We start from the raw sequence: 14,895 nt of genomic DNA on the forward strand, positions 1-14,895 counted from the left end.
GAACGGCCGTACGGCTGTTGTTACTTGGCGGACTTGGCGCGCGACGCGGTGCGCGAACGGTCCTTCTGGTCCAGGACGACCTTGCGGATGCGGACGGCCTCCGGGGTCACCTCGACGCACTCGTCGTCGCGGCAGAACTCCAGGGACTGCTCCAGGGAGAGCTTGCGCGGGGGCACCACGTTCTCCGTGTTGTCCGCGGAAGCCGCACGCATGTTGGTGAGCTTCTTCTCCTTGGTGATGTTCACGTCCATGTCGTCGGAGCGCGAGTTCTCGCCGACGATCATGCCCTCGTACACCTCGGTGCCGGGGTCGGTGAACAGGACGCCGCGCTCCTGCAGGTTGATCATCGCGAACGGCGTCACGGAGCCGGCGCGGTCGGCGACCAGCGAACCGTTGTTACGGGTCACCAGCTGGCCGAACCACGGCTCGTGGCCCTCGTGGATCGAGTGGGCGATGCCCGTGCCGCGCGTACCGGTCAGGAACTCCGTACGGAAGCCGATGAGACCGCGCGACGGGACGACGAACTCCATGCGGACCCAGCCGGAGCCGTGGTTCGACATGTTGTCCATGCGGCCCTTGCGGACGCCCATGAGCTGCGTGACGGCGCCCATGTGCTCCTCGGGGACGTCGATCGTCATGCGCTCGACCGGCTCGTGCACCTTGCCGTCGATCTCCTGCGTGACCACCTGCGGCTTGCCGATGGTCAGCTCGAAGCCCTCGCGGCGCATCTGCTCGACCAGGATGGCGAGCGCGAGCTCACCACGGCCCTGCACCTCCCAGGCGTCCGGACGCTCGGTCTCCAGCACGCGGAGCGAGACGTTACCGATCAGCTCGCGGTCCAGACGGTCCTTGACCTGACGCGCGGTGACCTTGCGGTCCTTGACCGCGGACTTGGCGTCCGCGCCCTTGCCGCTGCCGCCACGGCCGACCATCGGGGAGGTGTTCGTACCGATGGTCATGGAGATCGCCGGCTCGTCGACCGAGATCAGCGGAAGCGCGATCGGGTTCTCCGGGTCGGCCAGGGTCTCACCGATCATGATGTCGGGGATACCGGCGACCGCACAGATGTCACCCGGGCCCGCCACCTCGGCCGGCTTGCGGGTGAGCGCCTCGGTCATCATCAGCTCGGTGATGCGCACGTTCGACTGGGTGCCGTCACGCTTGATCCAGGTGACGGTCTGGCCCTTGCGCAGCTCGCCCTGCTCGACGCGCAGGAGCGCGATACGGCCGAGGAAGTTGTCGGCGTCCAGGTTGGTGACGTGGGCCTGGAGGGGGGCCTCCTCGTCGTACACCGGCGCGGGGACGTGCTCCAGGATGGTGGAGAAGAACGGCTCCAGGCTGTCGCTGTCCGCGGGGACGGTGCCGTCCTCGGGCTTGGTCAGCGAGGCCACGCCGTCACGGCCGCAGGCGTAGACGATCGGGAACTCGATCTGGTCCTCGTCCGCGTCCAGGTCCAGGAAGAGGTCGTACGTCTCGTTGACGACGGCGTCGATCCGGGAGTCCGGGCGGTCGGTCTTGTTGATGCAGAGGATGACCGGCATCTTCGCCTGCAGGGCCTTGCGCAGGACGAAGCGGGTCTGGGGCAGCGGACCCTCGGAGGCGTCCACCAGCAGAACGACGGCGTCCACCATCGACAGACCGCGCTCGACCTCACCACCGAAGTCGGCGTGGCCGGGGGTGTCGATGATGTTGATCGTGATCGGGGCCCCGCCGTCCTTGGGGTGATACTTCACCGCCGTGTTCTTGGCGAGGATCGTGATGCCCTTCTCACGCTCCAGGTCGTTCGAGTCCATCATGCGGTCGTCGAGGTGCTGGTGGGCGGCGAAGGCACCGGCCTGCTTGAGCATGGCATCGACGATGGTCGTCTTGCCATGGTCGACGTGGGCGACGATGGCGACGTTACGGATGTCGTGGCGCGTGGGCACTTCGGCGCTTCTCCCGGGATCGTGGATGGCGTCGCGTACGGTCCGGCACGCGCGCCTCGGCCGGGCGAAAACCTGCCACGGCCTTACCCCATGGTACGTCGAGTGGCGGGAACCGCCTGCCGGGGGGTCTGTCAAGAGGCCGGATGCATGAGTGCGGCCGGGGGTTGCGTGGGGTGCCCCGACCGCCGTTCCGGCCGGTATTCACGCGGGTCAACGGGTATGCACGACCTTGCCCGCCGGGGGATCCGGCGGGCAAGGGACTTGAGTCACATCTGAGCTTGTGACCCTTCGGTCAACCAGACAGGCACCGCTTTGTCACCACTTCTTCTCCCCCGCTACTTCTTCTTGTCCTTCGCGGCCGGCGCCTTCTTCCAGCCGATGTCCTGGTAGCGGGGGGCGCCGAGGCCGAAGGCACCGGCGTTGGCGAGACCCGGCTTGACCGCCACCAGCTCGGGGCGCTGGAAGAGGGGGATGGAGCCCGCGGCGGCCCAGATCCGGGCGTCGGCCTTGCGCATCAGCTCACGGGACTGCTCCTCGTCCAGCTCGCCGACCGCCTGGTCGAACAGCTGGTCGATGTGGTCGGTGCCGACCCGGGTGTAGTTCTGTTCGACGAGGAGCGAGCCGTCCGCGGCCGGCTCCGGCTTGGCGAAGATCGGCCTGGCGTCGGTGGCCGGGTAGGCCGTCGCGGGCCAGGAGTACAGGGCCAGGTCGTACTGGCCGGAGGCGATGTGGTCCTTGAAGAAGCTGTCGTCGGCCACCTTGACCGTCTCGGTGTTCACGCCGATCTTGCGGAGCATCCCGGCGATCCGCTCGCCGACGGTGCGCAGGGACTCCGAGCCGGGGCCCGCCGGGAGGACGAAGCGCAGGCTGAGCGCCTTGCCGTCCTTGGCGAGCATGTTCCCGGAATTACGGACGGGCTGCTTGGCGGGGGCCGGGGCCGGGGAGGCCTTGGCGGGATCGGCCGCGTCGCCTTCGCGGGCCGGGACCCCCTTGCCGTCGTCGGCGGCCTCCGCCCGGGCGGCCCGGGCGACGTGGGCCGCCTGGGCGAGCAGGGACACCCGCTGCTCGGCCCCGAAGGGGGCCGGGGCCAGCACCGGGGACGGCCCGTCCTGGGCCCCCTCCGGGGCGGTGCCGTCCTTCGGGCGGTCGGCGGCCGCCGAGCGCGGCTCGCCGTTGGCCCCGTCGTCCTGGCCCACGATGTAGAGCCCGTCGTTTCCGGTGCCCGGGCCCGACGGGGTCTTCGAGTCGTCCTGCGGCGCGCTCTCCGGGCCGGCCTTGGCGCCGGCGGGCTCGGTGATCTTGCCGCCCTTGCGCCAGCCCGCGTCCGCGAGCAGGGCCTGGGCCGCGTGCGTGTCCTGGCCGCCGAGCGCGTCGCTGTTGTCGGCGTACGCCCGCTGCCCGGCCAGGGCCAGGTGGCTGCCGACCGGCTTCGCGGGCAGGCCCAGCGGCTTCAGGACGACCTCGGCCAGCGCCTTGCGGTCCAGGGCCCGGGCCACCGCCCGGCGCACCCGCTCGTCCGCCAGCGGGCCGGAGGACCCGTTCATCGCGAGCTGGGTGTAGGCCGGCTCCAGGGACTTCCGTACCGTGAAGGCCTTCAGGGCCGTCTGCTCGTCCGCGTACCGCTTGACCGAGGCGAGGTGCTTCTGGCGGCTCTCCGTCTCCGCCGCCGCCTTCTCCTCGTCCGCGCCGAAAGCGGTCGCCCACGACAGCGTGGCCTGCGCCGGGGTCAGCGCGGCCTCCGGGCCGTGGGCCGGGGCACCGCCCGCGCCCGGGCCCTTCTTGGCGGCCGCGTCCCGGCGGGCCAGTGCGATCCGGTCGGCCCCGGCCCGGTCGATCTCCGCCAGATCGAGCTTCCCGGCGGCCAGCGCCGCCGGACGCTCGGCCCGCGGGACCGCCGTCAGGACCAGCGTGTCCAGCTTGGCCTGCCGGCCCCACCAGCGGGCGTTGCGGGTCAGGGCCGCGGTACCGGTCTTCTTGTCGATCGCGCCGAGCGCGAAGGGCCCGGCGGTGATCTTCAGCGCGCCGCGGGCACCCTCGTTGAAGGCGTCCGGGGTACCGGTGACCTGCTTGGGGTAGAGCGGGGTGAAGAGGGAGCGCCAGTCGGCGTACGGCTTGTTGAAGGTGACCCTGACCTCCAGGTCGGTCTTGCCCTTCTCGATCTTCTCGATCCGCTCGTAGCCGGCGTTGCGCGCCGTCCAGTACGCCGAGTCCTTGCCGTTCAGGGCCCGCCACTGCGCCACGAAGTCGGCGGCGCCGATCTCGCGACCGTCGCTCCACACCGCCTTCTGGTTCAGCTTGTACTGGACGACCTGCTTCGGCTCCCGCTCGATGACCTCGGCCTTCTCCAGGTAGTCCGGGTTGGCCACCGGCCGCCCCTTGGCGTCCAGCACGAAGAGCTGGGGCAGCACGGCGCCGGCGATCCTGTTGGTGGTGGCGTCCGCGTCGGCCTGGAAGGTGTTGAGGGTGTCCGGGAGCGTGTCCACCGCCCAGCGCAGCACACCCCCGTCCGCGACCTTGTCGCGGGTGGTCGTGGCGATGTCCTGCCCTGCGGCGGCCTGGCCGCCCTCGTCGTCACCCGCGCCGCAGCCCGTGAGCAGCGGCAGTGCGAGGACTCCCGAGGTCAGGAGCGCCAAGGACCTGCGCCTTCTCTGGGACATGGGTGGTACCTCCGGGGCGGGGCGTGGGGGAAGCATGATCACGTTCGGCGGTATATGGAGCTGATCACACCGGTTGCCGGAACCCACTGAAATAGACGGTCCGCCGCACCCCTCGCAGCCGCCTCTCGCCACGCCGCGAACCCCACCCGTGCGGACCAATCCCGCTTGCGCGGCAGGAGGCGTTCCCCCGGGAGAGGGATGAGAATGGGGGGCAGGGAGGGGCGCACGGTTCACGCCTGCGCGCCCGCAATCGCTGCACGTCCCTTCACAACGGGGGACGGGAAGCGCGACACTCGCAGGCGCACATGAGCGTTGCCACCGCACCTGGCGGAAGTGAGGGCAAATCATGTCCCTGCAAGACGATCTGAGTGCCGTACGGCGCAACCTGGACGAGCTGACGCGCAAGGTCGAGCGGCTCGAACAGCAGGCCGCCCGGCAGAAGCCGTCGACGACGGCGGCAGGTCCGGACCCGTCCCGGATGGTGACGGTCCCGGACACCCCGTACGACAGCTCCCTGTGGACGGACTCCGACGACGAGGGCCTGGGCGCCCGCGACCGCCGCGCCCCCTGAGGCAGCCCGTCACGGACACGCATCCACCCACGCCCCGTCCGGTCCGGCCGTCCGCGGCCGGGCCGGCCGGGGCACCCCTCATCACTCCTCCCGGAGTCTTCTTTGGCCACAGGCACGGAACGACCCCAGCAGCGGCCCGGCGGCGTCCACGACGCCTCACGGGCCGCGATCGCGGCCCGGCACCTGCGGACCGACCGGTGGTGGCTGGCCCCCGCCGGCACCGCGGCCGGGCTGTTCGCCTTCATCGTCTACTCGACCTGGCGGGCCTTCGCGAACGCCGACTACTACGCGGCCCCGTACGTCTCCCCCTTCTACTCCCCGTGTCTCGCGGAGAACTGCGTCCCGATGAAGGGCGGGCCCAACTGGGAGATCTTCGGCAGCTGGTGGGGCCTCTCCCCCGCCCTGCTGATCCTGATCTTCCCGCTCGGCTTCCGGCTGACCTGCTACTACTACCGCAAGGCCTACTACCGGGGCTTCTGGGCCTCGCCGCCCGCCTGCGCCGTCGCCGAACCGCACACGAGGTACACCGGCGAGACCCGCTTCCCGCTGATCCTCCAGAACGCGCACCGGTACTTCTTCTACGCGGCGGTCCCGGTCGCGGGCATCCTCACGTACGACACGGTGCTGACCTTCCGCGACGAGCACTACGCCTGGGGCCACATGGGCCTCGGGACCCTGCTGTTCCTGGTCAACATCACGCTGATCTGGGCCTACACGCTCTCCTGCCACTCCTGCCGCCACATCATGGGCGGCCGGCTCAAGCACTTCTCGAAGCACCCGGTGCGCTACCGGCTCTGGGGCTGGATCAGCCGGCTCAACGCCCGCCACATGCAGCTGGCGTGGGCCTCCCTGATCAGCGTGGCCCTGTGCGACTTCTACGTGTACCTGCTGGCGAGCGGCGCCTTCACCGATCCGAGGTTCTTCTGACATGGCTCAAGTGGAACGGCAGCAGTGGGACGTGGTCGTGGTCGGCGCGGGCGGCGCCGGGCTGCGCGCCGCGATCGAGGCCCGCGAGCGCGGCGCCCGTACGGCCGTGATCTGCAAGTCCCTGTTCGGCAAGGCCCATACGGTGATGGCGGAGGGCGGGATCGCCGCCTCCATGGGCAACGTCAACGAGGGCGACAACTGGCAGGTGCACTTCCGCGACACCATGCGCGGGGGCAAGTTCCTCAACCAGTGGCGGATGGCGGAACTCCACGCGAAGGAGGCCCCGGACCGGGTCTGGGAGCTGGAGACCTGGGGCGCCCTCTTCGACCGGACGCCCGACGGGAAGATCTCCCAGCGCAACTTCGGCGGGCACGAGTACCCGCGCCTCGCGCACGTCGGCGACCGCACCGGCCTGGAGCTGATCCGCACGCTCCAGCAGAAGATCGTCCAGCTCCAGCAGGAGGACTTCAAGGAGTTCGGGGACTACGAGGCCCGGCTCAAGGTCTTCCAGGAATGCACGGTCACCAGGGTCCTGAAGGAGGGGCAGAGGGTCTCGGGGACCTTCTGCTACGAACGCGAGTCCGGCCGCTTCTTCGTGCTGGAGGCCCCGGCGGTCGTCCTCGCCACGGGCGGGATCGGCAAGTCCTTCAAGACCACCTCCAACTCCTGGGAGTACACGGGCGACGGCCACGCGCTGGCCCTGCTCGCGGGCGCGCCCCTGCTCAACATGGAGTTCGTGCAGTTCCACCCGACCGGCATGGTCTGGCCGCCGTCGGTCAAGGGCATCCTCGTCACCGAATCCGTGCGCGGCGACGGCGGGGTGCTGCGCAACTCCGAGGGCAAGCGGTTCATGTTCGACTACGTCCCCGACGTCTTCAAGGAGAAGTACGCGGAGTCGGAGGCGGAGGGCGACCGCTGGTACGAGGACCCGGACCACAACCGGCGCCCGCCGGAGCTGCTGCCGCGCGACGAGGTGGCGCGGGCGATCAACTCCGAGGTGAAGGCGGGCCGCGGCTCCCCGCACGGCGGGGTCTTCCTCGACGTGTCCACCCGGATGCCGGCCGAGCGGATCAGGCGGCGGCTCCCGTCGATGTACCACCAGTTCAAGGAGCTGGCGGACGTGGACATCACGGCGGAGCCGATGGAGGTGGGCCCGACCTGCCACTACGTGATGGGCGGGATCGCGGTCGACTCGGAGTCCGCCGCCACCGTCGGGGTGCCGGGGCTGTTCGCGGCGGGCGAGGTCGCGGGCGGGATGCACGGCTCGAACCGGCTCGGCGGCAACTCCCTCTCCGACCTGCTGGTCTTCGGACGGCGGGCCGGGCTGCACGCGGCGCAGTACTCCACGTCCGCCGGACGCCCCGCGGTCGCCCAGTCGGAGATCGACGCCGCGGCGACGGAGGCGCTGGCCCCCTTCCACGCCGCCGAGGGCGCGGAGAACCCGTACACGCTCCACCAGGAACTGCAGACGACCATGAACGACCTCGTCGGCATCATCCGGCGCGCGGGCGAGATGGCCGAGGCGCTGGAGAAGCTCTCGACCCTGCGCGTACGGGCCGCCCGGGCCGGTGTCGAAGGGCACCGGCAGTTCAACCCCGGCTGGCACCTCGCCCTGGACCTGCGGAACATGCTGCTGGTCAGCGAGTGCGTGGCCCGCGCGGCCCTGGAGCGCACCGAGAGCCGCGGCGGGCACACCCGCGAGGACTGCCCGTCGATGGAGCGCGACTGGCGTCCGGTGAACCTGCTGTGCCGCCCGGTGGACCCGCCCCCGGCGGACCCCGCGGCCGACCGGATCGCCCTGGTCCGCCAGCGCACCGAGCCCATCCGTCCCGACCTGCTCGCGCTCTTCGAGAAGGAAGAGCTGGTCAAGTACCTCGCCGAAGAGGAGCTCCACCCATGAGTACGTACGACGCGAGCTTCCGGATCTGGCGGGGCGACGCGGAGGGCGGGGAGCTGCGCGACTTCACCGTCGAGGTGCACGACGGGGAGGTGGTCCTGGACATCGTCCACCGGCTCCAGGCCACCCAGGCCTCGGACCTGGCGGTGCGCTGGAACTGCAAGGCGGGCAAGTGCGGCTCGTGCAGTGCGGAGGTCAACGGCCGGCCGCGGCTGATGTGCATGACGCGCATGTCGACCTTCGAGCGGTCCGAGACGATCACGGTCACCCCGCTGCGCGCCTTCCCCGTCGTCCGGGACCTGGTGACGGACGTGTCCTTCAACTACGCCAAGGCGCGGGAGGTCCCGGCCTTCGTACCGCCGGAGGGGGTGGCCCCGGGCGCGTACCGGATGCAGCAGATCGATGTGGAGCGCTCGCAGGAGTTCCGCAAGTGCATCGAGTGCTTCCTGTGCCAGGACACCTGTCACGTGGTGCGTGACCACGAGGAGAACAAGGGGGTCTTCGCCGGTCCGCGGTTCCTGATGCGGGTGGCGGAGCTGGACATGCATCCGCTGGACGCGGCGGCCGAGGCGGGACTGGACCGCAAGCGCACCGCGCAGGAGGAGCACGGGCTCGGCTACTGCAACATCACCAAGTGCTGTACGGAGGTCTGCCCGGAGGGCATCAAGATCACCGACAATGCGCTGATCCCGCTGAAGGAGCGGGCGGTGGACCGCAAGTACGACCCGCTGGTGTGGCTGGGGAACAAGATCGGGCGCCGGCAGGGCTGACGGCCGGGCCCGGGCCCCCTCGGAAGGGCCCGGGTCCGGCGTCCGGCGTCCGGCGTCCGGCGTCCGGCGGGGTCAGCGCCCGGAGTGGTCGACGACGTTGCCGTTGGAGCAGTTGTTCGTGTGGTCCCCCACCCAGTCGCCGAGGACGGGGACCACGGCCACCTCCTGGAGGCAGACGGCGGCCGCGGTGAAGTTCCAGTTGTTGGCCGCGTTCACCCCGCCGCCGAAGTTGCTGTCGTTGTCGGCGTGGGCGGGCGTGGCGAGGGCGAGCGCGGCCACGGTGAGCGCGGCGGCGGAGATGATCTTCTTCATGGGCTGCCAACGAGCCGGTGGCGGGCCGGTCACGGACGATGACTCCGAATGCGAGGCCACGAAACCCCCCATAACCTCCCAATTGTGATTCCGCCGAGAAGCAGGCCGCGCCGCAGGACGTTCGTACGGGCCGGGCTCGCCCTGGCGGCCGGGCTGCTCGCGGTCGGCGGCTGGGGCGCGGCCGGGGCGGCGCCCGCGTGGGCCGAGGATCCCGTCACCCTGTCCCAGCAGGGGCAGATCACCGACCGTGTGGGGGCCCTGGGCGACCGGAAGGGCGCCGTCACCGCCGCGCTCGACAAGCTGTACGCCGACCGGAAGATCCAGCTCTTCGTCGCCTACGTACGGGACTTCTCCGGGCGCTCCGCCCAGAGCTGGGCCGACGCCACCGCGCAGCGCAACGGCCTCGGCCAGAACGACGTCCTGCTGGCCGTGGCGACCGGGGCCCGCCAGTACGCCTATTCGGCCGATGTCGACTCCGGTTTCACCGAGCAGCAGCTGGCCACCGTCGCGCAGACGGCCATCGAGCCCGCCCTGAAGCAGAACGACTGGGCGGGCGCCGCCATCGGTGCGGCCAACGGCTACAACGCCGTCCTCGGCGGTCAGCCGGTCCCCGTGCCCACCATCAGCCCCGGCCCGGCGGACCCCGGCGGCGAGGGGAGCGGCGAGAGCGGGGCCGGGGACTTCGTGCTCCCGGTGGTCGCCGTCGGTGCGGCGGGGGCGCTCGCGGCGTACACGTACACCCGCCGCAAGCGCAAGGACGCCGCCGGGGGCGGGCGCGGTACGACGACCGGGCCGGGCTGGCCCGAAGGGGCGCCGGACCGGCTCCCGCTGCCGGAGCTGGACGCCAGGGCCAAGACCCTGCTGGTGGAGACCGACGACGCGGTCCGCACCAGCACCGAGGAACTCGGTTTCGCCTCGGCCCAGTTCGGCGAGGAGGCGGCCCGGCCCTTCGTCGCGGCCGTGGAGTACGCCAAGAACGAGCTCACGCACGCCTTCCGGCTGCGCCAGCAGCTCGACGACGCCTACCCGGAGGACGACGCGACCCGGCGCCGGATGCTGGACGAGATCGTCGCCCGGTGCACCGAGGCGAACCGGCGGCTGGACGCCGAGTCGGAGGACTTCGACCGGCTGCGGGACCTGGAGAAGAACGCCCCGCAGGCGCTGGCCTCGGTGGAGCAGGGCTATCTGGAGCTGACGGGGCGCGCGAGCACCGCCGAGGCGACGCTGACCGCGCTGGCCGGGCGGTACGCGGACTCGGCGTCCGCGCCGGTCGCCTCCAACGCCGAACAGGCCAAGGACCGGCTGCTGTTCGCGGCGACCAACCTGGGCCTGGCCCACGCGGCCCTCGACGCGGGCGAGAAGGGCCCGGGGGCCGTGCACGTACGGGCCGCCGAGGGCGCGGTGGACCAGGCGGCGACCCTGGTGGACGCGGTCGAGCGGCGGGCGCAGGAACTGGCGGAGGCGGCCGGGAAGCTGCCGGGCGCGCTGACCGAGACGGACACCGACCTCGCGGACGCCCGCGGGCTGCTCACCGGCACCGCGGAGGGCACCTCGACGGCGGACCTGCGCGGGCGGATCGGCCGTGCGGAGGCCGTGCTGGCCGACGTACGGCGGGAGGAGGCGGCCGGCCGGTACGACCCGATCGACGCCCTGCGCCGGATCGAAGAGGCCGACGCGGCCCTCGACGAGGCGCTGGCCGGGGCGCGGGAGCGGGAGTCGGGGCGTCAGCGGGCGGTGGCCCTGCTCGACCAGGCCATGCTGGCGGCGCGCAGCGCGATCGGCGCGGCGACGGACTACATCACCACCACCCGGGGTGCGGTGGGCAGCCAGGCCCGCACGCGGCTCGCGGAGGCGGGCCGGCACCTGGAACGGGCGGTGTCCCTGGCGGCTGCCGACCCGGCGGGGGCGCTGGCGGAGGCCCAGCAGGCGGATGCGCTGGCGCGGCAGGCGCAGCAGCTGGCGGAGCAGGACGTACGGGCGTACCAGGACCCGTACGCGGGCCGGCGGTCCGGCGGCCAGGGCGGCGCCGTCCTGGGCGGGATCATCCTCGGCGAGATCCTGCGGGGCGGCGGGGGCGGCTTCGGAGGCTTCGGCGGCGGGGGCGGCGGTTTCGGGGGCGGCGGGGGCGGCAGCGGTCCCGGCTCCTTCGGCGGCGGCGGAACCCGCGGCCGCATGGGCGGCGGCGGCCGCTTCTGAACGGCACACACATCGGCCCTGACCAGGAGAGACCACGATGAGCAAGCAGACCGTCCTCGGCCGTGTCACCCAACTCGCCAAGGCCAACATCAACGCACTGCTGGACCAGGCGGAGGATCCGCAGAAGATGCTGGACCAGCTGATCCGCGACTACACGAACAACATCTCGGAGGCGGAACAGGCGGTCGCGACGACGATCGGCAATCTGCGGATGCTGGAGGCGGACCACAAGGAGGACGTGGAGACGGCCGCCGAGTGGGGCGGCAAGGCCCTGGCGGCGAGCCGGAAGGCCGACGAGCTGCGGGCGGCGGGATCGGCGGCGGACGCCGACAGGTTCGACAACCTCGCGAAGGTGGCCCTGGGCCGGCAGATCCAGTCCGAGAAGGAGGCGACGGTGGCGGAGCCGACGATCGCCGCCCAGACGGAGGTCGTCGACAAGCTCAAGTCGGGCCTGGACTCGATGCGGAACAAACTGACGGAGCTCCAGTCGAAGCGCGACGAGCTGGTGGCCCGGGCGAAGACCGCGCAGGCGCAGAACACGATGCTGGACGCGGTGAAGAACATCGACGTGCTGGACCCGACGAGCGACCTGCACCGCTTCGAGGAGAAGGTGCGCCGGGAGGAGGCGATGGCTCTCGGCAAGCAGGAGCTGGCCGCCTCCTCACTGGACGCCCAGTTCGAAGCCCTGGACGACCTGGGCAGGACCTCGGAGATCGAGGCCCGCCTGGCCGCCCTCAAGCAAGGCCGCGCAGCCTAGGGGGTGTCTTGTCGATCAGGCCGGATCAGGGAGCGGGGCCTGGTGCCGTGGATCGCAAGGCGGACGAGGGAGGCGACGCGGAGCGTCGCCGACCGAGGACAACGCGGCGAGGCGCGGCACCAGGCCCCGCGAGCCCGGCATGATCGGCAAGACACCCCCTAGGCCGTCTCTTTCGGATCGTGCCCGTCGAGGCGGCCGTCGGGGGCGCCCCCGCACCCTGCCCGTCGCGGTGCGGGGCCGCCACTCGTCATCCGTACATGCTCAGCAGCTGCTCCGCCGACAGTTCGGTGACGGCCTCCGATGCCTGGCCGGGCAGCGGGAGTTCGAACCAGACCGTCTTGCCCCGGTGGGTGCGGCGCGTGCCCCAGCCCGCCGACAGCAGGCCGACCAGCTGGAGGCCGCGGCCGCCCTCGTCGGTGTCGCGGGCGCGGCGCCGGCGGGGCTGGACCAGGTTCGCGTCCCAGACCTCGCAGACCAGCGTGCGGTCCAGCAGCAGGCGCAGCCGGATCTCGCCCTCCCCGTAGCGCAGGGCGTTGGTCACCAGTTCGCTGACCAGCAGTTCGGTCGTGTCCAGCAGGCCCTCCAGGCCCCAGGCCGGGAGCTTGGCCCGGGCCAGTTCGCGGGCCCGGCCCACCGAGCGGGCCTCGCGCGGCAGTTGCCAGTCGCCGACCGCGTCCAGCGGCAGGCCCTGCACCCGTGCCATGAGCAGGGCGATGTCGTCCTCGCCGTGCCGGGTGTCGAGGGTGTTCAGGACGTGGTCGCAGACGTCTTCCAGCGGCCGGACCGGATCCGCGAGGGCCGCGCGCAGTCCGCGCAGCCCCTCCTCCAGGGGATGGTCGCGGGATTCCACGAGCCCGTCCGTGTAGAGGGCCAGCAGTGCGCCCTCCGGCAGGTCGACCTCGACCTCCTCGAAGGGTTCGCCGCCCACGCCCAGCGGCATCCCGGGCGGCACCTCCAGGAGCAGTGCGGGCCGCGGGACGCCGGCCTCGTCCGGGGGTTCGACCAGCACGGGCGGCATGTGGCCCGCGTTGGCGATCGTGCAGCGCCGCGTGACCGGGTCGTAGACCGCGTACACGCAGGTGGCCAGGTACACCTCGGAGCGGTCCGCGTCCCGCGAGTGCAGGGCCGCCCGCGAGGCCTGCTGGGAGCCGCCGGGGGCGCCGAGGCCGCGGGCGATCTCGTCGAGCGCGGTCAGTACCTCCGCCGGTTCGAGGTCCAGCAGCGCGAGGGTGCGTACGGCGGTCCGCAGTTCTCCCATGGCCACGGCGGCCCGCAGGCCGCGGCCCATGACGTCGCCGACGACCAGCGCGGTGCGGTGGCCGGGGAGTTCGATCACGTCGAACCAGTCGCCGCCGACCTCGGTGGCCGCGTTGCCGGGGAGGTACCGGCAGGCGATGTCGAGGCCGGCCGCCTCCGGGTCGCCGGGGGGCAGCAGGCTGCGCTGCAGGATCAGCGCCCGCTCGTGCTCGCGCCGGTAGAGGCGGGCGTTGTCGATGCATACGGCGGCCCGTGCGGCCAGTTCCACGGCGACCGCGCGGTCGCGTTCGCCGAAGGGTTCGCTGCCCTTGGTCCGGGAGAACTGCGCGAGCCCGACGACCGTGTCGTGGGCGACCATCGGCACGACCAGCGTGGACTGTACGAGGTCCTCCGGTCCGCCGCCCTCGATGAGCCGCGGCCGCGCCGTACGCAGGGCCAGCGCGCCCGGCGACGCGGCCGGGTAGCGGTGGATGTCGCCCACGGAGACCGGTGCGCCGGGACCGGACAGCGGGGCGTCCGAGACGGCGGAGGCGAAGGCCACCCGGCGCAGGGCGGCCGAGGGCGTCCGCGCCGGGCCCTGGCCGGGCAGGCTGGGCACGCCCGGGCCCTGCGGCCGGGCGGGCCGGTCGTCGTCGCCGAGCAGCAGGCCCTGGTAGAGGTCGACGGCGGCCAGGTCGCAGAAGCCGGGGACGGTGACGTCGAGGAGTTCGCGGGCGGTGGTCTCCAGGTCGAGGGAGTTCCCGATGCGGTGCCCGGCCTCGTTGAGGAGGGCCAGGTTGCGCCGGACCCCGGCGGCCTCGCGGGCGGCGAGGTGGCGGCGGGTGACGTCGGTGCCGATCCCGGCGACGCCGATGGGGCGGCCGCTGCCGCCGTGGACGCGGTAGAGGTTGATGGACCAGTGGCGGTTCTCCCGGCTGCGGGGGGTGGCGCCGGTGATCCTCAGGTCGGTGACCGAGTCCCCGGTGTCCAGCACCCGGCGCAGGGCTTCGGTCATCCGGTCGGCCTCGTGCGCCGGCAGGTAGTCGTGCACGGTCTTGCCGCGGTGCTCCTCGACGGCGCCCCCGAAGACGGTGGCGAAGCGGCGGTTGGCCCGCTGCACGGTGAGGTCCGTGCCGAAGAGCAGGAAGCCGAAGGGAGATTGGCCGAATATCGCTTGTGAAGCCGCGAGGTCGGATTCGATCCGGCGCAGCGCGCGTACGTCGACGACGACACACAGCGCGGCCCGCTCGGCGGTCTCGGTCTGGGTCGGCATCACATAGATCTCGGCCACGCCGTGCGCGCCGTTCCCGCCCGGGATCCGGAAGGGGATGAGGCCCGTCCATTCCTTGCCGTCGAGGATCTCGGCGACCTTGCGGTGCGCGTCGGGACGCAGCTCGGGCGGCATGAAGGCGTCGACCGGGTCGCGTCCCACGGCCTGGGAGGCGCTCAGGCCGAACAGTTCCTCGGCGCGCAGGCTCCATTGGTCGATGAACCCGTCGGGCCCGATCGAGAAGGAAGCGACCTTTATGTAGTCATATATCGAGCCAGGCGGACTGCTGTGCCACAGGGCGTCGTGCCATGTCTCTCGCGGCACGTCGGTCTGATGTGCCTGCGCAGGTATCTCGCTCACGCGACCGTCCCCTCCAG

Annotated in this window: 10 protein-coding genes; 6 read left to right on the forward strand and 4 right to left on the reverse strand. The window is 72.0% G+C overall.

Annotated features, from left to right (window positions below; all coding sequences use genetic code 11):
* Positions 1–20: 20 nt before the first annotated feature.
* Both typA and KO717_RS13130 read right to left on the reverse strand, forming a co-directional pair.
* Positions 21–1,925, reverse strand: coding sequence for a translational GTPase TypA (gene typA / locus KO717_RS13125; protein ID WP_033218492.1), 1,905 nt, complete (start codon positions 1,923–1,925; stop codon positions 21–23).
* Positions 1,926–2,260: 335 nt separating this feature from the next.
* Complete coding sequence (locus tag KO717_RS13130) at positions 2,261–4,582, reverse strand: ABC transporter family substrate-binding protein (RefSeq protein WP_301366882.1); 2,322 nt, start codon at positions 4,580–4,582, stop codon at positions 2,261–2,263.
* Positions 4,583–4,928: 346 nt separating this feature from the next.
* Between KO717_RS13130 and KO717_RS13135 the strand changes: the two genes are divergently transcribed.
* The 4 genes from KO717_RS13135 to KO717_RS13150 all read left to right on the forward strand — a co-directional run bounded on the left by KO717_RS13135 (position 4,929) and on the right by KO717_RS13150 (position 8,747).
* The gene (locus KO717_RS13135) at positions 4,929–5,153 is read left to right on the forward strand and encodes a hypothetical protein (protein WP_030385851.1); all 225 of its coding nucleotides are present in this window, start codon (positions 4,929–4,931) and stop codon (positions 5,151–5,153) included.
* A gap of 102 nt (positions 5,154–5,255) precedes the next feature.
* A complete protein-coding gene (locus KO717_RS13140; protein WP_301366883.1) occupies positions 5,256–6,080 on the forward strand; it encodes a hypothetical protein in 825 nt (274 codons plus the stop codon).
* A 1-nt stretch (position 6,081) separates the two neighbouring features.
* Positions 6,082–7,980: a fumarate reductase/succinate dehydrogenase flavoprotein subunit gene (locus KO717_RS13145; protein ID WP_301366884.1), complete on the forward strand. Its 1,899-nt coding sequence runs from the start codon at positions 6,082–6,084 to the stop codon at positions 7,978–7,980.
* Positions 7,977–8,747 carry a succinate dehydrogenase/fumarate reductase iron-sulfur subunit gene (locus KO717_RS13150; RefSeq protein ID WP_301366885.1) on the forward strand — a complete coding sequence of 257 codons (771 nt, stop codon included), beginning with the start codon at positions 7,977–7,979 and terminating at the stop codon, positions 8,745–8,747. Before KO717_RS13145 ends, KO717_RS13150 begins: the two co-directional genes overlap by 4 nt.
* A 72-nt stretch (positions 8,748–8,819) precedes the next feature.
* Here the strand turns inward: KO717_RS13150 and KO717_RS13155 are convergent, their stop codons facing one another.
* Positions 8,820–9,059 carry a hypothetical protein gene (locus tag KO717_RS13155; protein WP_301366886.1) on the reverse strand — a complete coding sequence of 80 codons (240 nt, stop codon included), beginning with the start codon at positions 9,057–9,059 and terminating at the stop codon, positions 8,820–8,822.
* A 48-nt stretch (positions 9,060–9,107) separates the two neighbouring features.
* Between KO717_RS13155 and KO717_RS13160 the strand changes: the two genes are divergently transcribed.
* Both KO717_RS13160 and KO717_RS13165 read left to right on the forward strand, forming a co-directional pair.
* Positions 9,108–11,255: a TPM domain-containing protein gene (locus KO717_RS13160; RefSeq protein WP_437184503.1), complete on the forward strand. Its 2,148-nt coding sequence runs from the start codon at positions 9,108–9,110 to the stop codon at positions 11,253–11,255.
* A gap of 37 nt (positions 11,256–11,292) precedes the next feature.
* Complete coding sequence (locus tag KO717_RS13165; RefSeq protein ID WP_301366887.1) at positions 11,293–12,012, forward strand: PspA/IM30 family protein; 720 nt, start codon at positions 11,293–11,295, stop codon at positions 12,010–12,012.
* Between the two features lie 247 nt (positions 12,013–12,259).
* Here KO717_RS13165 and KO717_RS13170 read toward each other — a convergent pair whose 3' ends face one another.
* Entirely contained in the window at positions 12,260–14,878 is a 2,619-nt protein-coding gene (locus KO717_RS13170; RefSeq protein ID WP_301366888.1) for a SpoIIE family protein phosphatase, read from the reverse strand.
* Positions 14,879–14,895 lie beyond the last annotated feature (17 nt).

The sequence above is a fragment of the Streptomyces xanthophaeus genome (genome assembly GCF_030440515.1).
In the GTDB taxonomy this organism is placed as follows: domain Bacteria; phylum Actinomycetota; class Actinomycetes; order Streptomycetales; family Streptomycetaceae; genus Streptomyces; species Streptomyces kutzneri.

Bases quoted from the DNA above. Each gene is read 5' to 3' on its own strand.
- KO717_RS13130 (WP_301366882.1), bottom strand. From the start codon at position 4,582: ATGTCCCAGAGAAGGCGCAGGTCCTTGGCGCTCCTGACCTCGGGAGTC.
- KO717_RS13135 (WP_030385851.1), top strand. From the start codon at position 4,929: ATGTCCCTGCAAGACGATCTGAGTGCCGTACGGCGCAACCTGGACGAG.
- KO717_RS13145 (WP_301366884.1), top strand. From the start codon at position 6,082: ATGGCTCAAGTGGAACGGCAGCAGTGGGACGTGGTCGTGGTCGGCGCG.
- KO717_RS13150 (WP_301366885.1), top strand. From the start codon at position 7,977: ATGAGTACGTACGACGCGAGCTTCCGGATCTGGCGGGGCGACGCGGAG.
- KO717_RS13155 (WP_301366886.1), bottom strand. From the start codon at position 9,059: ATGAAGAAGATCATCTCCGCCGCCGCGCTCACCGTGGCCGCGCTCGCC.
- KO717_RS13160 (WP_437184503.1), top strand. From the start codon at position 9,108: ATGCGAGGCCACGAAACCCCCCATAACCTCCCAATTGTGATTCCGCCG.
- KO717_RS13165 (WP_301366887.1), top strand. From the start codon at position 11,293: ATGAGCAAGCAGACCGTCCTCGGCCGTGTCACCCAACTCGCCAAGGCC.